Source organism: Collinsella stercoris DSM 13279, from assembly GCF_020735465.1.
GTDB classification, from domain to species: domain Bacteria; phylum Actinomycetota; class Coriobacteriia; order Coriobacteriales; family Coriobacteriaceae; genus Collinsella; species Collinsella stercoris.
This window is the reverse complement of sequence record NZ_CP085935.1, coordinates 765,142-785,183: the sequence shown is the minus strand read 5'-3', so window position 1 is coordinate 785,183 and position 20,042 is coordinate 765,142. Positions and strand designations below refer to the sequence as shown.

19 protein-coding genes and 4 tRNA genes are annotated in these 20,042 nt (G+C 65.0%); 1 reads left to right on the top strand and 22 read right to left on the bottom strand.

Annotated elements, in window-relative coordinates:
- Window position 1 precedes the first annotated feature (1 nt).
- The 10 genes from cmk to LK434_RS03300 all read right to left on the bottom strand — a co-directional run bounded on the left by cmk (window position 2) and on the right by LK434_RS03300 (window position 6,452).
- Window positions 2-682, bottom strand: coding sequence for a (d)CMP kinase (gene cmk / locus LK434_RS03345; RefSeq protein WP_006721227.1), 681 nt, complete (start codon window positions 680-682; stop codon window positions 2-4).
- Window positions 679-1,515 (bottom strand): pseudouridine synthase, encoded by an 837-nt coding sequence (locus LK434_RS03340; protein WP_148334576.1) that lies wholly within the window; start codon window positions 1,513-1,515, stop codon window positions 679-681. Before LK434_RS03340 ends, cmk begins: the two co-directional genes overlap by 4 nt.
- Window positions 1,508-2,215 (bottom strand): SMC-Scp complex subunit ScpB, encoded by a 708-nt coding sequence (scpB, locus tag LK434_RS03335; protein WP_006721229.1) that lies wholly within the window; start codon window positions 2,213-2,215, stop codon window positions 1,508-1,510. The genes LK434_RS03340 and scpB overlap by 8 nt, the downstream gene beginning before the upstream one ends.
- The gene (locus LK434_RS03330; protein ID WP_006721230.1) at window positions 2,216-3,025 is read right to left on the bottom strand and encodes a segregation and condensation protein A; all 810 of its coding nucleotides are present in this window, start codon (window positions 3,023-3,025) and stop codon (window positions 2,216-2,218) included.
- 49 nt (window positions 3,026-3,074) lie between these two features.
- Entirely contained in the window at window positions 3,075-3,758 is a 684-nt protein-coding gene (locus LK434_RS03325; protein WP_006721231.1) for a site-2 protease family protein, read from the bottom strand.
- A gap of 10 nt (window positions 3,759-3,768) precedes the next feature.
- Window positions 3,769-4,065, bottom strand: coding sequence for a hypothetical protein (locus tag LK434_RS03320; RefSeq protein WP_006721232.1), 297 nt, complete (start codon window positions 4,063-4,065; stop codon window positions 3,769-3,771).
- Window positions 4,052-6,073 (bottom strand): ABC-F family ATP-binding cassette domain-containing protein, encoded by a 2,022-nt coding sequence (locus tag LK434_RS03315; protein ID WP_006721233.1) that lies wholly within the window; start codon window positions 6,071-6,073, stop codon window positions 4,052-4,054. Before LK434_RS03315 ends, LK434_RS03320 begins: the two co-directional genes overlap by 14 nt.
- A 67-nt stretch (window positions 6,074-6,140) precedes the next feature.
- A tRNA-Ile gene (locus tag LK434_RS03310) sits at window positions 6,141-6,216 on the bottom strand.
- A gap of 65 nt (window positions 6,217-6,281) precedes the next feature.
- Window positions 6,282-6,357, bottom strand: a tRNA-Ala gene (locus LK434_RS03305).
- Window positions 6,358-6,376: 19 nt separating this feature from the next.
- Window positions 6,377-6,452: transfer RNA gene (locus LK434_RS03300), tRNA-Ala, on the bottom strand.
- Between the two features lie 148 nt (window positions 6,453-6,600).
- Between LK434_RS03300 and LK434_RS03295 the strand changes: the two genes are divergently transcribed.
- Window positions 6,601-6,675 (top strand) — tRNA-Val (locus tag LK434_RS03295).
- Between the two features lie 502 nt (window positions 6,676-7,177).
- Here the strand turns inward: LK434_RS03295 and LK434_RS03290 are convergent.
- From LK434_RS03290 to trmFO, 12 genes are all read right to left on the bottom strand, one after another.
- Window positions 7,178-8,887, bottom strand: a complete 1,710-nt coding sequence (locus tag LK434_RS03290) for a proline--tRNA ligase (protein WP_006721235.1) — start codon at window positions 8,885-8,887, stop codon at window positions 7,178-7,180.
- A 202-nt stretch (window positions 8,888-9,089) separates the two neighbouring features.
- Window positions 9,090-10,151, bottom strand: coding sequence for a flavodoxin-dependent (E)-4-hydroxy-3-methylbut-2-enyl-diphosphate synthase (ispG, locus tag LK434_RS03285; protein WP_006721237.1), 1,062 nt, complete (start codon window positions 10,149-10,151; stop codon window positions 9,090-9,092).
- Window positions 10,152-10,164: 13 nt separating this feature from the next.
- The gene (locus LK434_RS03280) at window positions 10,165-11,613 is read right to left on the bottom strand and encodes a M50 family metallopeptidase (RefSeq protein ID WP_006721238.1); all 1,449 of its coding nucleotides are present in this window, start codon (window positions 11,611-11,613) and stop codon (window positions 10,165-10,167) included.
- A gap of 16 nt (window positions 11,614-11,629) precedes the next feature.
- Window positions 11,630-12,808, bottom strand: coding sequence for a 1-deoxy-D-xylulose-5-phosphate reductoisomerase (gene dxr, locus LK434_RS03275; protein WP_006721239.1), 1,179 nt, complete (start codon window positions 12,806-12,808; stop codon window positions 11,630-11,632).
- Entirely contained in the window at window positions 12,808-13,668 is an 861-nt protein-coding gene (locus tag LK434_RS03270; protein WP_006721240.1) for a phosphatidate cytidylyltransferase, read from the bottom strand. Before LK434_RS03270 ends, dxr begins: the two co-directional genes overlap by 1 nt.
- A gap of 26 nt (window positions 13,669-13,694) precedes the next feature.
- Entirely contained in the window at window positions 13,695-14,480 is a 786-nt protein-coding gene (locus LK434_RS03265; protein WP_006721241.1) for an isoprenyl transferase, read from the bottom strand.
- 3 nt (window positions 14,481-14,483) lie between these two features.
- Window positions 14,484-15,017, bottom strand: coding sequence for a ribosome recycling factor (gene frr, locus LK434_RS03260; RefSeq protein ID WP_006721242.1), 534 nt, complete (start codon window positions 15,015-15,017; stop codon window positions 14,484-14,486).
- A 3-nt stretch (window positions 15,018-15,020) separates the two neighbouring features.
- The gene (pyrH, locus tag LK434_RS03255) at window positions 15,021-15,743 is read right to left on the bottom strand and encodes a UMP kinase (RefSeq protein ID WP_040361234.1); all 723 of its coding nucleotides are present in this window, start codon (window positions 15,741-15,743) and stop codon (window positions 15,021-15,023) included.
- Between the two features lie 134 nt (window positions 15,744-15,877).
- Entirely contained in the window at window positions 15,878-16,747 is an 870-nt protein-coding gene (gene tsf, locus LK434_RS03250) for a translation elongation factor Ts (RefSeq protein ID WP_040361235.1), read from the bottom strand.
- A 46-nt stretch (window positions 16,748-16,793) separates the two neighbouring features.
- A complete protein-coding gene (rpsB, locus tag LK434_RS03245) occupies window positions 16,794-17,540 on the bottom strand; it encodes a 30S ribosomal protein S2 (RefSeq protein WP_040361236.1) in 747 nt (248 codons plus the stop codon).
- Window positions 17,541-17,739: 199 nt separating this feature from the next.
- A complete protein-coding gene (locus LK434_RS03240; RefSeq protein WP_006721246.1) occupies window positions 17,740-18,657 on the bottom strand; it encodes a tyrosine recombinase in 918 nt (305 codons plus the stop codon).
- A gap of 50 nt (window positions 18,658-18,707) precedes the next feature.
- A complete protein-coding gene (trmFO, locus tag LK434_RS03235; RefSeq protein WP_006721247.1) occupies window positions 18,708-20,042 on the bottom strand; it encodes a methylenetetrahydrofolate--tRNA-(uracil(54)-C(5))-methyltransferase (FADH(2)-oxidizing) TrmFO in 1,335 nt (444 codons plus the stop codon).

Sequence of the window (20,042 nt, the reverse complement as noted above, 5' to 3'; positions counted from 1 at the left end):
GCTACCTCCGCTCGGCGATGAGGCGCTCGATCCGATTCACGATCTCCTCGACGGTGAAGCTCGTGGAGTCGATGCGCACCGCGTCTACAGGGCAGACGAGAGGCGCCGCGGCGCGCTGCGAATCGATGGCATCACGACGCTCGATGTCGGCGAGGGTCTGCTCGATCTCCGCATCGAGCAGGGCGGCATCGACATGCTCGCCCTCATGACGCTGCAGCACGCGGCGACGGGCGCGCTCGCGCGGATCGGCGGTCAGGAACACCTTGAGCTCGGCGTTGGGGAACACCACCGAGCCGATGTCGCGGCCCTCGGCAACGACATCGCGGCCCTCGGCGAACAGGCGCTGCGGCGCGAGCATGGCGGCGCGGACACCGGCGTTCGCCGCGGCGGCCGAAACGTTGCGGTCCACCTCGGGCGTGCGAATCGCCTCGCTCACATCCTCGCCGTCGACGAAGACGGAGACGTTGCCATGGCACTCGGAGCCGAAGGTGATGGAAAGCCCGCGAGCCAGGGCGACAACGGCGTCGGCGTCGTCGAGGTCGACGCCGCGCCGCAGCGCGGCGAGCGCGACCGAGCGGTACATGGCGCCGGTGTCGAGCTTGGCAAAGCCGAAGCGGCGGGCGACTTCGCGGGCGATGGTGGATTTGCCGGAACCGGCCGGTCCGTCAATTGCGATGATCATGCGGAAATCTCCTCTACAGCAGGGGTTGATTGCAGGGCCGCGACCTCGGTGGGCGTGAGCTCGCGCCACGAGCCGCACGGCAGGTCGTTGAGCTCGAGCGGGCCGAAGCGCAGGCGGTGCAGGCGGAGAACGGGATGGCCTATCTTGGAGAGCATGCGCTTGACCTGGTTCTTCCTGCCCTCGCGGATCTCTATGCGCACCGCGGTGGTGCCGGCTCGAAGGCCGCGGGGGGCGATGTCGCGCACGTCTCGCTCGTCGCGCAGCGCGCAGCGCGCCGGCTGGCACGGGCCGTCATCCAAGACGATGCCGCGCCGCAACGGCTCCAGATCGCCCTCGCGGCACACGCCGTCGACGACCGCGACGTAGGTCTTCCACACGTGGCGCGAGGGGTGCAGCAGGGCGTGGCCCAAGTCGCCGTCGGTGGTGAAGAGCAGCAGCCCGGTGGTGTCCATGTCAAGGCGCCCCACGGGGAACAGCCCGGGATACGAACGGACGGGCATGATGTCCGCCACGCACGGGCGCCCATGCGGATCGCTCATGGTGGTGAGAACGCCAGCGGGCTTGTTGAGCATGAGGTAGGCGGCGCCCACCCCCAACACGACCGGGACCCCGTCGACGGCCACCTGGTCGATGGCGGGGTCGACCTTGGTGCCCAGCTCAGTCTTGACCTCACCGTTCACGCTCACGCGCCCCGCGCTCATGAGGGCCTCCGACCCACGGCGGCTCGCGACGCCGGCGCGAGCCAGGAACCGCTGCAGCCGCATGGGCACCACGCGCTCGTCGTCCGGGTGGACCTTGAGAGGCGTGCGCTCGATATCCCGGTCGCTACGCATCGAGATCCCCATCGGACGCATCGCCGCCGATCACATGGCCCTCGTCGGGATCGCTCCCCTCGATGAGCTCACGCTCCTCCTCGAGGTCCTCGTCCACCTCGTCGAGGGTCGACTGGATCGTCCTGCCGCTCAAGCGCTCGCGAATGAACTGACGCGCCTGCTCATCGGGGGCGAACTGCTCGAGGTCGGGCAAATCGCGCGTGCTGCGCAGGCCGAACTTCTCCAAAAAGGCATTCGTCGTTCCGTAGATAATGGCCTGCCCGCGCTCCGGGTCGCGACCCATCTCGCGAATAAGGCCCTTGTCGACGAGGGAGGAGATCACGCCGTCGGAGTTGACGCCGCGGATGCCCTTGACCATCTCGCGGGTGACGGGTTGGTGATACGCGATGACGGCGAGCGTCTCGAGGGCGGCCTGGGAAAGGCGCTGCGTGTCCCAGGAGAGGACGAAGGCCTCCACCTGCTCGTGATAGGCGGGATGCGTGAACAGGCGCCACCCGCCGGCCACCTCGCGCAGCTGGAAGCCGCGGTTGGCCTCCTCGTACTCGACCTTGAGCTCGGCCAAAAGCGATGCCACCTCGCCGGGGGTCGCATCCAGGACGGAGGCGAGCTGGCTGGCGCTCACCGGGTCGCTGGAGACGAGCAACAGCGCCTCCAGCGGGCCCTTGAGGGAGTCGGTTTCGAGCGACTCGAGATCGTTCATCTAGTCCTCCTCGTCAAAGAGGGATCCGTCGCTGGGATGATACTCCGGCGCGCCCTCCACGCGGTCGATGCGAATGGTTCCAAAGTTCTCGTCCTGCTCGAGGACGAGCGACCCGCGTTTGGCGAGCTCGAGGATGGCCAGGAAGGTGGCGACCACCTGCTCGGTCGTGGCATCCCCATCCAGAAGCTCGCGAAACGTCGTATGGGGGCGTGAGATGGTCACGCGGTCGACGGATGCGACGGTGAGCTCGATGGGAATCCGGTGCGGGGCCACATGCTCCGCCTCCAGGAGGAACGTCTCGCGCTTGCCGTCCAGGTCCGCGCAGATGACCGCGAGGCCCCTCAAGGTGATGCCCGCGAGGTAATCGGGCATGAGGTTGAGGAACTCCGGGTCGGGCCCGGCGACGCGCGGGTGCATGCGGCACTCGGCCTCCATGCGCGCGCCCAGGGCCGCGGCGGCGCCCTTGAACTGCTTGTACGCGATCAGGCGTTGGATGAGCACCTCGCGCAGGGAGTCGGCGTCAAGGCCCTCCAACTCGTCATCGAGCTCCTCATCGGCGCGCGAACGCGGGCGATCGGCGTCCTCGGGGACGAGGGACGCGGCCTTGATGTCCAAAAGCGTGGCCGCGACGAGCAAAAAATCGCTCGCGACATCCAAATCGAGCGCCTCGAGGCGTTCGACCTCCGCAAGGTACTGCTCGGCGACCTCGGCGATAGAAATCGATCCGATATCGACTTTCTGCCTGCTCACCAACTGCAGCAGGAGGTCGAAGGGACCCGAGTACCCTTGCGTGGAAACTCGATAGGACACGATCCTCCCCCTTGGCAGTCGACGCACATACGTAGGTTAGTGTAGCGCACTACGCGCCGAGCGCGAAGCGCAGCAGGCCCAGGAACAGCGGGTCGACGGTAACGCCGAAATACCAATCGAGCAGGTCGATGTGGAGCACGCTGGGCAACACGTAGAGGACGACGATGAGGATGGGCATGGCGTACCGCTGAACCTCGTAGTACGTCTGCAGTGCGCGGCCCTTGAGAAACAGCACGAGGATCGACGAGCCGTCCAGGGGCGGCAAGGGAATGAGGTTGAAGAACGCCAGGGACAGGTTGACCGACATCGCCGTGAACAGGAAGCCCACGAGGAGGTTGACGACGTCGCTCGAAAGCGGGCTCACGAGCGTGGCGCCCGGCATGCCGCGAAGGATGAGCGCGCATATGCAGGCGAGGACGATGTTGGAGGCGGGCCCGGCAAGCGAGATGAGCACCTCGTCTCGCCGCGGGTTCTTGAGGTTGTTCACGTACACCGGGACCGGCTTGGCGAACGCGAAGACCGGACCGCCGGCCAAGATCATGATGAGCGGCAACAGCACAGTGCCAAAGGGGTCGATATGGTTGAGCGGGTTGAGCGAGACGCGGCCGCGTGAGCGCGCCGTGCGGTCCCCGAGCGCATACGCCGCGAGGGCATGCGCGCTCTCATGGATGACGATGCCGATGATGAGCGCGCAGGCGCTCGAGAGAAGGCTCACCAGATACGGTATGTTCATCGTAATGATCCTATCGAAGCGTGCGGGCGCAACGCGCGCACAGGTAGTCGAGCGCAAAGAACACGACGGCCATGCAGGCGAAATCGAACCTGAAGACGCCCCCGAACGGCGTGGCGATCAACCCGTACCCGGCGATGACGTCGGGCAGCGTCTGCGTGAGCTCGACCACGAACGTGACGATGTTGAGCTTGGTGGCCACGCCGTTGAAGCAGAGCGCCACCGTGAGCGCGCACAGCACGAGCGCGATGACGCGGCACGCCATGCCGACGACCGTCAAGGCGATGGCGGCGGCCCTACGCGAGTCCACGGGCGGTCTCCTCCTCGATAGTGGTCGAGAGCTCGAGCCACTCGTCCTCGAGGCCCGGGAGCTCCTGCTTGAGCGCGTTGTACTCCGCAAGAGCCTCGTTGAACTTGTCCTGATCGGCATAGAGCTCCTCGCTCGCCATGAGGGCCATGAGTTCGTCGTAGCGGGCGCGCTTCACCTCGAGGGCGGCCTCGACCTTCTTGAGGCGATCCTTGGTGCCCTTGAGGCGCCGGTTGAGCTCGGCGCGAGCCGCCGCCTCGGCGCGTTTTTGCTCCTTGGTCTTCTTGCCCTCTCGAACGGCGGGGGCCGCATCCGCCGAGCGCTCGGCAACCGCGGACTTTGCGGGTGCGGAAGGACCCGGTGTGTTCGCAGCAGCAGCCGCCGCCGCACGCTGTGCCAAATCCTCGCGCTTGAAGAGGTAGTACTCGTAATCGCCATCGTAGACGGTCATCTTGCCATCGCGGATATCGACCACGCGGTTGGCGACGGAGCGCACCAGATGCTCGTCGTGGCTGATGAGCACGATGGTGCCCGGGAAGTTCTTGAGCGCCTCCTCGAGCATGTCGACCGAATCGATATCGAGGTGGTTGGTGGGCTCGTCCAGGCAGAGCAGCGCCTCGGGGGCCACGAGCATCTTGGCGAGCGCCAGACGCGCGCGCTCGCCGCCCGAGAGCACGCCCACGCGCTTATCGACGTCATCGCCGGCGAAGAGGAACGCGCCCAAAAGGCTTCGCTGCTGCGGGACGGTCCACGTCGGCGCGACGGAGTCGATCTCCTGCAAGACGGTGTTCGCCTCGTTGAGGCCCTCGAGCTGGTGCTGCGCATAGTACGCGACGCCCACGTTCACGCCGAGCTCGCGCGTACCCTCGCTCGGCGCCTCCTTACCCAGCAGCAGCTTGAGCAGCGTCGACTTGCCGGCGCCGTTGGGGCCCACCAGGGCGACGCGGTCGCCGCGGTAGAGCGTGAGGTCGGCGTTCTCGTAGAGCGTCTTGCTGCCAAAGCGCTTGGTGAGGCCTTCGAGCTTGATCACCATATCTCCGGAACGAGGCGGGTCGGGGAACTTGAAGTGCACGTGCTTGTGGCCCTCGGGCAGGATAACGAGCTCGCTTTTGATCTGCTCGATGCGGCGCATGCGCTCCTGGGCCTGAGCCGCCTTGGTGGGCTTGTAGCGGAACTTATCCACGAACACCTGCATGTGGGCGATCTCGCGCTCCTGGGCCGCGCGCTTGGCGCGCATCTGCTCGAGGTTGTCCTCGCGCTGCTTGAGATACGAGCTGTAGTTGCCCGTATAGGTGGTGATACGGCGGTTCTCGAGCGCCGCGACGTGGTCCACGCAGGCGTCCATGAAGGCGCGGTCGTGGGAGACGATGAGCACGGCGCCCTCATAGGCGGAGATGAAGCCGCGCAGCCATTGGACGCTTTCAAGGTCGAGGTGGTTCGTCGGCTCGTCCAAAAGCAGGACGTCCGGGTGGCGCAGGAACAGCTTGGCGAGCGCGATGCGCATCTGCCAGCCGCCGGAGAACTCCGAGCAGGGCTGATCGAAATCAGAGGGCTTGAAACCCAGGCCGGCGAGGATCTGGCGCGCGTTGCTCTCGAGCTCGTACCCGCCGAGACGCTCGAAGCGGTCCTGGACGTGGCCGTACTCATCGAGAAGGGCGCGCGGGACGTCCACGCTCTCCCCCGCCTCGGCGATTTTGAGCTGCAGCTCCTCAGCGCGCTCACCCATCGATTTGATCTCGATGGCGGCGTCCATAACCTCCTGGATGATGGTCGTATCGGAGGCGAGTTTGGTCTCCTGCTCCAAATACCCCACGTTCGCGTCCTTGGCGAACGTGATCGACCCGGCGTCGGGGCTGTCGATGCCCATGATGATCTTGAGCAGCGTGGTCTTGCCCGCGCCGTTGGGCCCCACAAGCGCGTAGCGTTCGCCCGCGTTGATTTGCAGCGTGGCGCCCGAGAAGAGCGTGCGTGCGCCAAATGACTTTTCGATCTTGTCGACAAGGAGAATCATGCTGTGGCCCTCCGAAGGCAACGCTCGATATCAAAAAGACCCCGGGGGCCGAGGTCTTAGCAAACAATGGTGGGCCCTCCGGGATTCGAACCCAGAACCCAGGGATTATGAGTCCCCTGCGCTAACCGTTGCGCCAAGAGCCCTTGCTGCGCTCATGCAGTCTCGCTCCCTATGAAAAAAGCCTCTTAGCGAGGCTTGAAAGTTCAAGTGGTGGAGACGAGGGGGATCGAACCCCTGACCTCTTGACTGCCAGTCAAGCGCTCTCCCAGCTGAGCTACGCCCCCACTTTGGGAAAGAGTTGCATGGTGGAGACGAGGGGGATCGAACCCCTGACCTCTTGACTGCCAGTCAAGCGCTCTCCCAGCTGAGCTACGCCCCCGTGCAACGAAAAAGTACTATACGGGAAGAATCCGAAAGGCGCAACTACTTTTTCAAAAAAGTTTTGCCCAAGCGAGTCGAATCTTTTTCTAAAAAGTTGTTGCGTTCGAGGCACACTCGATGCTAATATTCTCCTTGCTGAAAAGCACGGGCGATTGGCTCAGGGGTAGAGCATATCCTTCACACGGATGGGGTCACAAGTTCGAATCTTGTATCGCCCACCATCAAACTTAAAAGCCAGGGACATTGTCTCTGGCTTTTCTTTTCGATAGTCGTTATCCGAAATCGAAACCCGTCATTGAAATCACGCTCAAGTACATAAAGAGCCGTAATGCACGGTGCTGACACGAATAGACTTCGTGTGCGTAACCGCTGCTTTGAAAACGCGCCGTATCTTTCAAACCTATGGTAAAGCACATTATCATGGCTATTTTTGTGCGTAACCGGCCTTTTGAAACGAATCGGCTTATTTCAAAAGGCCGGTTACGCACAGTCTTTCGAGGAAGGCTTGAACCGAACGAGTCGGAGTGAAAGCAGACGCAATAGAGTCGGATTGGAATTCGATGAAGACGCGTTGGGGCCCGATGGCCGTGCAATAGAGCATCATTGGAGGCATACAGTCAAAGAGCGGCCCCGCGCTGTAGCGGGGCCGCGAGCATCCATGCACGGTACAGGCGTGCAAACTAACTAATAGCCGCTATTGCAAACGCTCAGAAAGCAACGACCTTATCGGCGCTGAGAGATCACGAGGTCGGCGACCTTGGCCGCGACCTCATCGATGGCGACGTCCTCGCGCTCGCCGGTCGCGCGGTCCTTGAGCTCGACCGTGCCGTTCTTGAGCCCGCGCTTGCCGAGCACGATCTGATACGGGAAGCCCATGAGATCGTTGTCGGCGAACTTCACGCCGGGGCGGATGTCGCGGTCGTCGACGATGACCTCGATGCCCGCTGCGCACAGCTCGTCCGTCAGACGGGCGCACACCTCGGCGCACTCCTCGATCGTGGGATCGAGCGGCATGATGGAGACCTCATACGGCGCGATCGAGACGGGCCAGATGATGCCATGCCCGTCGTGATGCTGCTCGACGGACGCGGCAAGCGTGCGGGACACGCCGACGCCGTAGCAACCCATGAGGAAGGGCTTCTCCTCGCCGTTCTCGTCGGCGAACGTGGCGCCCATGGCCTCGGAGTACTTGGTACCGAGCTGGAACACCTGGGAGACCTCGATACCGCGCGCGCCGGCAAGCGAGGCGCCGCAGTGGGGACAGGGGTCGCCGGCGATGACGGTGATGAGGTCCTCCCACGCATCGGGCGTGAAATCGCGCCCCGGGCAGGCACCGGTGAAGTGGTAGTCGACCTCATTGGCGCCGCAGGCCCACTTCTGGGAATCCTTGAGCGTGACATCGCACACCAGGCGAATGCCCTCAGGCAGGTTGACCGGCCCGATGAAGCCCTTGAACAGCCCGTGGGCCTCGAGCTCCTCATCGGTCATCATGCGGTAGCCCTCGCCGAAGACATGCTCCGCCTTGCAGTCGTTGAGCTCGTGGTCGCCCGGGACGATGGCGACGACGGGATTGCCCTCCGCGTCGATGATGGCCAGCGCCTTGCGCGTGCCGTTCTCGGGGAACCCGAAGAACTCGGCGACCGCGGCGATGGTCCCCATGCCAGGCGTATGCACCTTGCTGAGCGTGCCGTCGCCGGGGCCCTCGGTCACGACGACCTGCGTGGAGGCCGCCTCATCGTCGGCGGCGTAGCCGCAGGCGTCGCAGTAGACGAGCGCGGCCTCGCCGGCGTCGGCGAGCGCCATGAACTCGACGGACGTGTCGCCGCCGATCTGGCCGGAGTCAGCCACGACGGGCAGCGCCTTCAGGCCGCAACGCTCGCAGATGTTGGCGTAGGCCTGCTTCATCTCGTCGTAGGTCTCCTGCAGCGACTCCTGCGTGGCGTTGAAGGAATACCCGTCCTTCATGATGAACTCGCGACCGCGCATGAGGCCAAAGCGGGGACGCATCTCGTCACGGAACTTGTCCTGGATCTGGTACAGGTTGACGGGCAGCTGCTTGTAGCTCTTGAGCTCGTTCTTGATGAGGTCGGTCACCGTCTCCTCGTGCGTGGGGCCCAAGACGAACTCGCGATCGTGGCGGTCGTCGATACGCATCAGCTCGGGGCCGTAGGCGTTGTAACGACCGGACTCACGCCACACCTGGGCATCGACCATGATGGGCATGAGCAGCTCCTGGGCGCCGGCGGCATCCATCTCATCGCGCACGATGTCCTCGATCTTGCGCAGCGAGCGCCACGCGAGCGGCAGGTAGCTGTACAGGCCGGCGGCCTGCTTGCGGATGAGGCCCGCGCGGAGCATCAGGCGATGGCTCGCGAGCTCGGCCTCGGCGGGATCCTCCTTGAGCGTGGGGGCGTACAGCTTGGACATCTTCATGGCGCGCGTCTTTGACACGGCGACCTCCTCAGTCTTTTCCAGTTAAACGTTACAGATGATAGCAGGTTATCCGAGTTGCCCAACCCCAAAGGCATGATGGCGGCGCAGCCTCGTGCCGGACATATTTCCGTACGGTGTTTCCGTGAGCGGAACGCGAACAACACTTGAAGGAATTATGTCTGGAACGAGGCGTTGGGACGGACTAGAGCTTGTCGATTTCCTCCATGAGGGCGTCGACGATCTGGGCTTCGGGGACCTTGCGAATGACCTCGCCATGGCGAAAGACCATGCCCACTCCCCTGCCGCACGCAACGCCCACGTCGGCGTCGCTGGCCTCGCCGGGACCGTTCACCACGCAGCCCATGACGGCGACCGAGATGGGCTTGTCGCAGGTCTTGAGCCGGTCGGACACGCACTCGGCCAAACCGATGAGATCCACCTGCGTACGGCCGCAGGTGGGACAGCTCACGAGCTCCGGGCCGCGACGGCGCAGCCCCAAGGCGGAAAGGATGCCCCAACACACGGGGGGCTCCTCGACAGGGTCAGCGGTGAGCGAGACGCGCATGGTGTCGCCGATTCCCTCGGAAAGCAGGATGCCCAGGCCGACGGAGCTCTTGATCGTCCCCTGCTGAACCGTTCCGGCCTCCGTGACGCCCAGGTGCAGCGGCACATGCGGGATCTCGCGGGAAAGGGCGCGATACGTGTCGAGCGTGGTGAGGACGCTGTGGGCCTTGGCGGAAAGCACGATATCGGCAAAGCCGCGGTTTTCGAAATGCTCGATGAACTCAAGAGAGGAGGCGACGAGCTTCTCGGGCTGCGTCAAGTCATCGCGCTCGGCGATGGTGCGGTCGAGCGAGCCGGCGTTCACGCCGATGCGAATGGCGGCTCCCGCCTCCCCCGCCGCATCGATCACGGCGTCGACGCGATCCCAATCGCCGATGTTGCCGGGGTTGATTCGCAGTTTTGCGGCCCCGGCCTGAACGGCCCCGATCGCCAGGCGATAGTCGAAATGAATATCTGCGACGATAGGGACCGGCGACTCGCGACAGACCACACCGAAGGGGCCGAGGGCCTCTTTGGTGGGAACACTCACGCGAACGATGTCGCATCCGGCCTCCGCCAACGCGCGGACCTGGGCGAGCGTCGAGGCGACATCGGTGGTGGGCGTGCACGTCATGGACTGCACGACGACGGGGGCGCCCCCGCCGATCTGGACATCTCCGACTACAACGGGACGCGTGAGCTCACGGGCGCATGGAGCCATATCCCTCTCCCTTCTAGAAGAACCGCAGGAAATCGGCGCGCAGCATGTAGATGAACAGCAAGCCGAACAGCACGATACCCACCACCGAGATGGCGCTTTGGATCTTGATGGGGACCTCGCGCCTCGTCACCGCCTGGATCACCTCGATGAGCAGCTTGCCGCCATCGAGGGGCGGAATGGGCAGGAGGTTCATGAAGCCGAGCGAGAACGAGATGAGCGCGGCGAGGTTGAGGAAGGTCGCCGGGCCCGCAGCCGCCGCCTCAGCAGACATGACCGAGATGCCGACAACGGACGTTGAGTTATCAAGGACCTCCATGGTGTGACGGGGGTTCAACAGGTTCATCACGGACTGAGCCGTCGCGACGATGTTGTCGATGGCGATCTGGCACGACTGGAGGGGATCGAGCCGCACGACTTGCGTCGGGACGTTGATGCCGAGCATCCCGTCCTCATCAAAGGAGACCTCGATCGTCTTGAAATCGCCATGCTCGTCGAACCAAGCGTCGGCCCTGTCGAGATCGTCGGGCATGACGTGCTCGAACGCATCGGCTTGATCGCGCGGGCGCCATACCTCCAGCGAGATCGCGTCCTGGTCGCCGTGGGCATCAAGCGCCTCAAGCAGGGACATCCACGAGTCGACGGACGTTCCATCGACACCTTGGATACGGTCACCGACCTTGAGCCCCGCCTCGTCGGCAGGTGAGCCCTCGACGACGCCGCCCACCACGTTGGCGTCGACCGGCGTTGAAACACCGAGCACCGAATACACGGCGATTACCAGCAGGAACCCCGTGAGGATGTTCACGGCGATACCGGCGACGAGCATGAGCGCGCGCTTCCAAAAACCCTTTCCCACATACGTATGCGACCGCTCGGCATCAAAGAACGCCTGATCGTCCATGGGCGGGTTCCAGGGCTCACCTTGTTTGGTGGCATGCGCGCGGTCGAAGGCCCGCCCATCGTACAGGGTGTTGCCCGCCGCATCGCGCGCGACGGCGGCGAATGCCGTCGGGAAGCCCTTGGAGCCCTGGGACCCCTCCTCGCCCTGCATGGGCTCGACGTCCCAGGGAACGATCGATCCCCAGCCGTACAGCAGCGAGCAGGCGTCTTCGATCTCGGACTGGGAAACGTCGAGCTCGGCTGCGAGGTCGGAGACGCGGGCGACGCCGCTGCGATGGATGGAGCCGAGGACCCGCGGCGCGCAGGCGACGTCGGTCGGGTCCATGCCGCAGATCTCGGCGTAGCCTCCCAACAGGATGGGCGTCACGCCGAATTTGGTCCCTATGCGCTTGGAGACGTGATGCAGGTTGAATCTGCAGGGCATGCCGAGGAAGAACTCGAGCACGCGAACGCCGCAAACGCGCGCGGCGAGAAAATGTCCGCCCTCGTGGACGAAGACGAGAGCGGAAAGAAGCACGAGGCCCCAGAACAAGGGGCCGATGAAAGCGATGACGGAGTCCATATATCCCTAATCCACGTTATGCGAGCGACGCGATCGCCTGCGCGGCGCGACGGCGCGTCCACGCATCGACGTCTGCGAGTTGCTCGAACGAGACGACATCGAGGCGCTCATGGGCGTTCATGCAGGCATCGACGACCCGGGCGATGTCGTTGAATCCGAGGCGATCGTGCAGGAAGGCGTCGACCGCGACCTCATTGGCGGCGTTGAGCACGCATGGCATCGTCCCACCCATCTCGCCGGCGATCTCGGCGAGCTTGAGGCATCGGAAGGCATCCATATCCGGGGCCCCGAAGGAAAGGGACCCGAGCTCTCGAAAATCAACGCGTGGCGCGGGGGAATCCCAGCGCTCGGGATACGAGAGGGCATATTGGATGGGAATGCGCATGTCGGAGGCGCCCAGATGCGCGATCACGGACCCGTCCACGAACTCGACCATGGAGTGGATCTTGGATTCGCGCTGGATGAGGACGTTGATGCGGTCAAGGCCCATACCAAAGAGATGCATGGCCTCGATGCGCTCGAGGCCCTTGTTCATGAGCGTCGCCGAATCGATGGTGATCTTGGCCCCCATGTTCCACGTGGGGTGAGCCAGGGCGTCGCGACGCGTCACCGACTCGAGCTCACGCGGGCTGCGGCCGTAAAAGGGGCCACCGGAGCAGGTGAGCCAGATGCAATGGACCTCGCGCGCGTCCTCCCCGATCAGGCACTGGAAGATCGCGCCGTGCTCCGAGTCGACGGGCAGGAGTTGACCGGGGCGCGCGAGCGGCATGAGAAGATCGCCGCCCACCACGAGGGACTCCTTGTTCGCGAGGGCGAGGCGCTTGCCGCTCGTGAGCGCCGCGTGACTGGCGGCGAGTCCCGCGGCCCCGACGATCGAGACGAGCACGACATCGCAATCATCCATGCACGCGAGCTCGGCGGCCGAGTCCTCGCCCGTCAACAAATCGCAGCCGTGCGGCAGCTCGGAGAGAATCGGGTCTGCCGCATGGCGGGGATCGGTGACGGCGGCGTGCGCGACGTCGAACTCGCGGGCGTAGCGAACGAGCTCCTCGGTCCTGCTGTGCGCGGAGAGCGCGACGACCTGGAGCCGGTCGGCATGCTGACGGCAGACATCGAGCGCCTGCGTGCCGATGGAGCCGGTGCAGCCGAGGATGGCGACGGGCGTGCGCGCGTGAGAGTCGATGCGCTTCCGCATTACAGAACACCACCCAGGTGCAGCATGAGATAGGCGGTGATGACGCCGATGATGAGGGAGTCGGAGCGGTCGAGCATGCCGCCATGCCCGGGAATCAGGTTGCCGGAGTCCTTGACGCCTACGCCGCGCTTGATGCGGCTCTCGATCAGGTCGCCAAAGACGCCCATGACGGAGATGACGACGCCGCATAGCACGGCGAACCAGATATTCATCTCATAGAGCCCGGTCGACCAGAGAACGAGCCAGACGGCGACGGAGCCGAGCAGCCCGCCAAAAAAGCCCTCCCAGCTCTTCTTGGGCGAGATCTTGGGGACCATCTTGTGCTTGCCGAATTTGCTTCCGACCATGTACGCGAAGGAGTCGGAGAGCCACAGCGAGGCGCAGACGCCGATGGAGAGCAGGGCGCCCTCCATGCCGGGAATGGCCTCGCGCAGCAGGACGATAGCCGACAGCATGTAGCCGGTATACAGCGGTCCAAAGACGGTGACGGCGACGTCGGCCATACGGGTGCGGGGGTTCTGGACGTACCACAGGCCCACCAGGAGCACCATGAGGAAGTTGAGGACCGTGAGCCACACGGCGTCGACGAGCGCCGACAGCGGAAACAGGACCGCCGCGACGAGGCCCACGAACTCATTGGGCACCTTGCCGTCGATGCGCACCATGCGGTAGAACTCATAGCAGCAAAGCCCGGCCATCGCGGCGGTGAACAGGGCGGTGGGAACGACGCCGAGCAGCAGCGACCCGATGAACAGGACGGCGTAGATGATTCCGGCGATGGACCGGACCAAGAAGGCGTGCGCCCGTCCAGCCGGCGCCCCTTCCTGCGAATCGGGTGTAACGGGTACCTGGGAACTCATCAAGAATCTCCTCAACAGTCCGCTCGCTATCGAGCGGAAAGGCCTCCAAAGCGACGATCGCGGCCCTGGAACGCCGCAATGGCGCGCAGCAGGCCCCACCGATCGAAATCGGGCCAATAGGTGTCGGTAAGGTAAAACTCCGCGTACGCGACCTGCCACAGCAGGTAATTGGAGAGGCGCATCTCGCCGGAGGTGCGGATGACCAACTCGGGATCGGGCAGGTCCGCGGTGTACAGGTGGTCGGCGATCGCGGACTCGTCGATATCGTCCGGCGACAGGTGGCCCGCGGCGACCTCCTTCGCAAGCAGCCGCGCGGCGCGCGCGAGCTCGGCGCGCGCCCCGTAGTTGACGGCGAGCGCGAGCGTCATGCCCGTATGGTCGCTCGTCTGCTCCAGGCCGTACTCGAACACCTCGCGCGTCTTTTTGGGCAGCACGGAGATGTCGCCGAGGAACTCGACGCGGACGTTCTCGCGCTTGAGCAGCGGCAGCTCGTCGACGAAGGTCTTGGCGAACAGGTGCATGAGGAGGTTGACCTCGGTCTGCGGGCGGTTCCAGTTCTCGGTCGAGAACGCGTAGGCGGACAAGACGTCGACGCCCAAGCGCACGCAGGCGGTGATGACGTCCTGCAACGCGACGATGCCCGCCTTGTGCCCCTCTCCCCTGCCGAGGCCGCGCGCCGTCGCCCATCGGCCGTTGCCGTCCATGATGCAAGAGACATGGCGCGGGATGCGCGCCATGTCGATGTCGTCGAGAGATATGTCCGCAGGATGCTCGGCAAAGAACTCGCCGAGCTTTTCCACGTCATAACGCATGGGCTAGATCTCCATCACTTCTGCTTCTTTGGCCTTGAGCATCTCGTCGACCTTGGAGACGTACTCGTCGGTGGCCTTTTGGACCTTGGCCTGCTCGCGACGGACCTCGTCCTCGGTCAGCTCCTCATCGCGCTCCAGCTTGTTGTTGGCATCGCGGCGGGTGTTGCGGATGGCGATCTTGGCGTGCTCGGCGAGCTCGCGGCACTCCTTGACGAGCTCGCGACGGCGCTCCTCGGTTGGCGCGGGGAACGGCAGGCGGACGACGATGCCGTCGGAGTTGGGGGTGATGCCCAGATCCGACGCGGTGACGGCCTTGACGATGGCGTTCACGAGCGCCTTGTCCCAGGGCTCGATGACGAGCATGTGCGCCTCGGGAACCTTGACGGCGGCGACCTGCGTGATGGGGGTGGCCACGCCGTAGTAGTCGACGGTGATGTCGGACAGGACATTGGCGTTCGCCCGGCCGGTGCGGACCTTGGCGAAGTTGTGCTTCAGGCTCTCAAGGGCCTTGTCCATGTTCTCGCGGATGTCGGACATGTCTTACTCCTCTTCCATGACGACGGTGCCCACCGGCTCTCCGGCCAGAGCGCGCTTGATGTTGTCGTCCCCATCGATGTTGAGGACGATGATGGGCATGTGGTTATCCTGGCACAGGGCCGTAGCGGTGGAATCCATGACCTGCAGGCCGCGCACGAGCACCTCGTGATAGCTGATGCTGTCAAAGCGCACGGCGTCCTCGTTCTTGACGGGGTCCATGTCGTAGACGCCGTCGACCTTGGTCGCCTTGAGCAGGCAGTCGGCACCGATCTCGCAGGCGCGGAGCGCGGCGGCGGTGTCGGTGGTGAAATACGGGTTGCCCGAACCGGCGGCGAAGATGACGACGTCGCCCTTCTCCAGGCTCCTCATGGCACGGCGGCGGATATAGGGCTCGCAGACCTCGTTCATCTGAATACCGCTCATCACGCGGCAGGGGCAATCGATGCGCTCGATGGCATCCTGCAGGGCGAGGGCGTTCATGACCGTGGCGAGCATGCCCATGTAATCGGCCTGCGCGCGCTCCATGCCCTTGGCGGAACCCGCGACTCCGCGGAAGATGTTGCCGCCGCCCACGACGACCGCGACCTCGATGCCCTCATCGTGCAACTGCTTGACCTGGATCGCCATGCGCTCGACGACGTCGGGATCGATGCCGTACTCCGCGTTGCCCATGAGGGCCTCGCCGGAAATCTTGAGCAGAACGCGTTTGTACTGGTACTCAGACAAGGAATCCTCCTTATGACGCAATTTCACCTATTCTAACAGGGTTGTGCACCCCGCGCATACTCGCCTGCGTTGCACATGAAAAAGCAGGCCGTGAGGCTGCACCCCACGACCTGCTCTCATGCTAATGCGCCAATTTACTCGCCGCAGACCAGACGGTCGAAGGCGACGACCTTGACGGTGTCGCCGAGCTCCTTGGAGACCTTCTCGGCGTAGCCCTTGATGGTGAGGCTGGAATCCTTGATGAACTCCTGCTCGTTCAGGACGAAGCCCTTGAAGAACTTCTCGAGACGGCCGACGGCCATCTTCTCCTGGATGGCCTCGGGCTTACCGGACTCGGCAGCCTGGGCCTTGTAGATGGCGACCTCGTGGTCGATGACGTCCTGGTCCACGTCCTCGCGCACGGCGGCGATGGGAGCGGTCGCGGCGACCTGCATGGCGACGTCGTGAGCGAAGGTCTTGAAGGCCTCGGCGGAAGCGGTCTCGGGCTTCTCGAAGGAGAACTCGACGAGGACGCCGATCTTGCCGCCCATGTGGATGTAGCTGGCGACGGCACCGGAGGCGGGCTTGCGCACGACGGTGCGGGAGATCTTCATGTTCTCGCCGATGATGTGGATCATCTCGGTGAGGGCGGCCTCGACAGTCTCGCCGTTCATGTCGAGGGCGAGCAGCGCGTCCGTGTCGGCGGGCTCGTTGTCGCACACGACCTGGGCGACCTCGGCGGCAAAGCCGGTGAACTTGGGGTTGGAGGCGACGAAGTCGGTCTCGCAGGCGATCTCGGCGAGGGCGCCCTTGGTGCCGTCCTCGGAGATGTAGGCGGCGACGGCGCCCTCGTTGGTGTCGCGGCCGGCCTTCTTGGCGGCGGCGGCGAGGCCGTTCTTGCGGAGGATGTCGACAGCGGCCTCCATATCGCCCTCAGCCTCGACGAGAGCCTTCTTGCACTCCATCATCGGGGAGTCGGTCATCTCGCGGAGCTGCTTGACCATAGCGGCGGTGATCTGAGCCATGTTCATTCCTTTCGAAGGAGGATAACCAATGGGGTCGAAGGGGATGCTACTCGGCAGCGGCCTCGGTGGCAGGAGCCGCGGCGGCCATCTCGGCCTCGGAGATCTGCTCCTTGCCGGAACCGGCGAGGCAGGCATCGGCGAAGAGCTCGCTCATGAGCTGGATCGCGGAGATGGCGTCGTCGTTGCAGGGGATGCCGTAATCGACCACGTCGGGGTCGGAGTTGGTGTCGATGAGGGCGACCACGGGGATGCCGAGGCGCTTGGCCTCCTTGATGGCGTTCTCCTCGCGCTTGGTGTCGATGACGAAGAGGGCAGCAGGGGTGCTCTTGAGCTCACGGGCGCCACCGAGGTTGGCCTGCAGCTTGGCGAGCTCCTTGCCCAGGACGGCCTGCTCCTTCTTGCCGCGCAGGGCCATGGAGCCGTCGGCGACCATGCCCTCGAGCTCCTCGAGGCGGTTGATGCGGGAGCGGATGGTCACGAAGTTGGTGAGCATGCCGCCGAGCCAGCGCTGGTTGATGTAGGGCATGTTGGCGCGCTCGGCAGCGGTCTTCACGGCCTCCTGAGCCTGCTTCTTGGTGCCGACGAACAGGACCTTGCCGCCCTTGGCAGCGGTCTCCTTGAGGAAGGTGTACGCCTTGTCGGCCTCGACGATGGTCTGCTTGAGGTCGAGGATGTAGATGTTGTTGCGCTCGCCGAAGATGAACGGCTTCATCTTGGGGTTCCAGCGGCGGGTCTGGTGGCCGAAGTGGCAGCCAGCCTCGAGCAGGGTACGGATGTTGATCTTGGTAGCCATGTTTACCTCCCGGTTTGTCTTTCGCACGGTGTCGTCCGCGTCGACCACCCGAGCAAGGGCTACCAGTGCCCGGGCACCGCGGCCGGCGCGTAGCCGTGCGTGTGTGATGGAATGTTGCGTGTTCGCAACCTGATGAATAATAGCAGGTCGCGCACGCATTGCCAAGCCTTCACAAACTCAGCGTCAAGCGGCCCGCGCATCACGCGCGCGGATGGGCCTGGTGCACGGCCGACTTGAGGCGGTCGGGCGTGAGATGGGTGTAGATCTGCGTGGTGGACAGGCTCGCGTGGCCCAGAAGCTCCTGGACGCTGCGCAGGTCGGCTCCCCCGATCAGCAGCTCGGTGGCGAACGTGTGGCGCATGGCGTGCGGGGTGATGTCCGCGGGGATCCCAGCGCGGCGCTTCAAGGCGTCGAAGCGATGGCGCAGCGAGGAGGCGCTCATGGGTCGCCCCCTATCGGATATGAAAAAGCTCGCCTCGCGAGACGACGCGGCTCCCCGCCCCAGCAGCTCCCCCCTGCCCTCCTCGAGATAGCGCGCGCATACGGAGCACGCGCGGTCGTACAGGGGGACCAACCGCTCCTTGGAGCCTTTGCCGAACAGGCGCACCGAGGCGCGGGAGACGTCGACGTCGGCCAGGTCCAAGGCGGCGAGCTCGGAGATGCGCGCGCCCGTGGCTATGAACAGCTCGAGCATCGCGGCGTCGCGCTTGCCGCCGGCGCTCGCGAGGTCGGGCGCGTCCATGAGGCGCGCGAGCTGATCGGGCGCCAGGACGTGAGGAAGCGGGCGATCGAGCTTGGGGCTCGCGATCGCGGTGACCGGGTCCGCGCCCGCCAGGCCCTCATCCGAGAGCCAGCGGAAAAACGAACGGATCGACGAGAGGTGGGCGGCGACGGTCCGCGCCGCGTAGCCCGCCGCGCGCAGCTCCGATAGATATGCGCGCACATCGCGCGTCGAGGGCGCAAGACCATCGCGGCCCGCGCGCGCCGCCCAACGCGCATACGCCTCCAGATGCTGCGTGTAGGCGCGAACGGTCTCGGACGAGGCGCCCTCGAAGCGGGAGAGGTGCGCGATGTAGTCGTCGATGAGCCCCAGCAGGCGGGCGCTCTCGTCGTCCATGTGTCCGCCTCCCCTCATGCGGCCGCTCGCAGACGCCCTTGCACGGCGCGTCAGCCCCTGGACGGGAACAGTTCCGCCCGGGACGCGAGGTACGCATCGAGGTCGCCCAGGGCGCGAGACGAGTACGCGGCGTAGCGGTCGCGCTTGCTGCGCCGCACCCCATCGGAAAGCGGCGGGACGACGCCGAAGTTGACGTGCATGGGCTGGTAGTCCTCGGTCGCGCGGTCGGTGGCGTAGGCGACGAGCGAGCCGAGGGCCCCCGTGACGGGAAGCTCCACCCGAGGCGCGCCCGAAAGATCGGCGTACGTGTTCAGCGCGGCGAGCAGACCGGATGCGATAGCCTCGGTGTAGCCTTCCGTCCCCGTGATCTGCCCCGCAAGGCGGATGCGCGTCCCCGGCACCGCAAACGTCTTGTCGAGCACGCGGGGCGCGTCGACGAACGTGTTGCGGTGCATCACGCCGTATCGGAAGAACTCGGCGCGCTCAAGGCCGGGAATCATGCGAAACACGCGCTTTTGCTCGGAGAACGTGAGATTCGTCTGGAATCCCACCAAGTTGTACGCGGTGCACTCCGCGTTCTCGGCGCGCAGCTGGACGGCGGCCCAGGGGCGTTTTCCGGTGCGGGGGTCGATGAGGCCCACGGGCTTCATCGCGCCGAACCTGATGGCGTCATGCCCGGTGCGCGCGACCTCCTCGGCGGGCTGGCACGCCTGGAAGAGCTCGCGCCTCTCGAAATCCTTGAGGACCACGCGCTCCGCGCTCACGAGCGCATCGATGAAGACATCGTACTCGTCTTTGGTGAAGGGGGCATTCAGGTAGTCGCCGCCCCCTCGCTCGTCGTAGCGCGACTGGGCAAAGACGACGTCGCGGTCGATGGTCGTCGCGTCGACGATGGGGGCCGCCGCGTCGAAGAAGGACAGCGCATCGCCGCCCACCAGGTCGAGCACCTGCCGGGACAGGGCCGCGGAGCAAAGCGGCCCCGCAGCGATGACGCACGGGCCGTCGGGTATGGAGGTCACCTCACCACGCTGTTGCTCGATGAGGGGACGAGAGGCGACTTCGTCCTCGACCTCCCGCGAGAACACCTCGCGGTCGACCGCGAGCGCACCGCCGGCGGGAACCGCGGCACGCTCGGCGCAGGCGAGCAGGACCGACCCCATGCGCCGCAGCTCCTCCTTGAGCAACCCCGCCGCGGAATCGACGCGAGTCGACTTGAGGGAATTGGAGCAGACGAGTTCGGCGAGGCGCGAGGTGCGGTGCGCCGGCGAGGATACGGCGGGGCGCATCTCGCGCAGCAGGACCGAAACACCACGGTCGGCAAGCTGGCAAGCGCACTCGCACCCCGCCAGGCCTCCACCCACAACCGTCACGCGCTCAAACGTCAT

What these genes read in the sequence shown, in the direction of transcription:
- cmk (WP_006721227.1), bottom strand. Translation starts at nt 682, where the DNA reads ATGATCATCGCAATTGACGGACCGGCCGGTTCCGGCAAATCCACCATC.
- frr (WP_006721242.1), bottom strand. Translation starts at nt 15,017, where the DNA reads ATGTCCGACATCCGCGAGAACATGGACAAGGCCCTTGAGAGCCTGAAG.
- ispG (WP_006721237.1), bottom strand. Translation starts at nt 10,151, where the DNA reads ATGGCTCCATGCGCCCGTGAGCTCACGCGTCCCGTTGTAGTCGGAGAT.
- tsf (WP_040361235.1), bottom strand. Translation starts at nt 16,747, where the DNA reads ATGGCTCAGATCACCGCCGCTATGGTCAAGCAGCTCCGCGAGATGACC.
- dxr (WP_006721239.1), bottom strand. Translation starts at nt 12,808, where the DNA reads ATGCGGAAGCGCATCGACTCTCACGCGCGCACGCCCGTCGCCATCCTC.
- LK434_RS03280 (WP_006721238.1), bottom strand. Translation starts at nt 11,613, where the DNA reads ATGGACTCCGTCATCGCTTTCATCGGCCCCTTGTTCTGGGGCCTCGTG.
- LK434_RS03315 (WP_006721233.1), bottom strand. Translation starts at nt 6,073, where the DNA reads ATGATTCTCCTTGTCGACAAGATCGAAAAGTCATTTGGCGCACGCACG.
- LK434_RS03325 (WP_006721231.1), bottom strand. Translation starts at nt 3,758, where the DNA reads ATGAACATACCGTATCTGGTGAGCCTTCTCTCGAGCGCCTGCGCGCTC.
- LK434_RS03270 (WP_006721240.1), bottom strand. Translation starts at nt 13,668, where the DNA reads ATGAGTTCCCAGGTACCCGTTACACCCGATTCGCAGGAAGGGGCGCCG.
- LK434_RS03290 (WP_006721235.1), bottom strand. Translation starts at nt 8,887, where the DNA reads ATGAAGATGTCCAAGCTGTACGCCCCCACGCTCAAGGAGGATCCCGCC.
- rpsB (WP_040361236.1), bottom strand. Translation starts at nt 17,540, where the DNA reads ATGGCTACCAAGATCAACATCCGTACCCTGCTCGAGGCTGGCTGCCAC.
- trmFO (WP_006721247.1), bottom strand. Translation starts at nt 20,042, where the DNA reads ATGACGTTTGAGCGCGTGACGGTTGTGGGTGGAGGCCTGGCGGGGTGC.
- LK434_RS03265 (WP_006721241.1), bottom strand. Translation starts at nt 14,480, where the DNA reads ATGCGTTATGACGTGGAAAAGCTCGGCGAGTTCTTTGCCGAGCATCCT.
- LK434_RS03240 (WP_006721246.1), bottom strand. Translation starts at nt 18,657, where the DNA reads ATGGACGACGAGAGCGCCCGCCTGCTGGGGCTCATCGACGACTACATC.
- scpB (WP_006721229.1), bottom strand. Translation starts at nt 2,215, where the DNA reads ATGAACGATCTCGAGTCGCTCGAAACCGACTCCCTCAAGGGCCCGCTG.
- LK434_RS03340 (WP_148334576.1), bottom strand. Translation starts at nt 1,515, where the DNA reads ATGCGTAGCGACCGGGATATCGAGCGCACGCCTCTCAAGGTCCACCCG.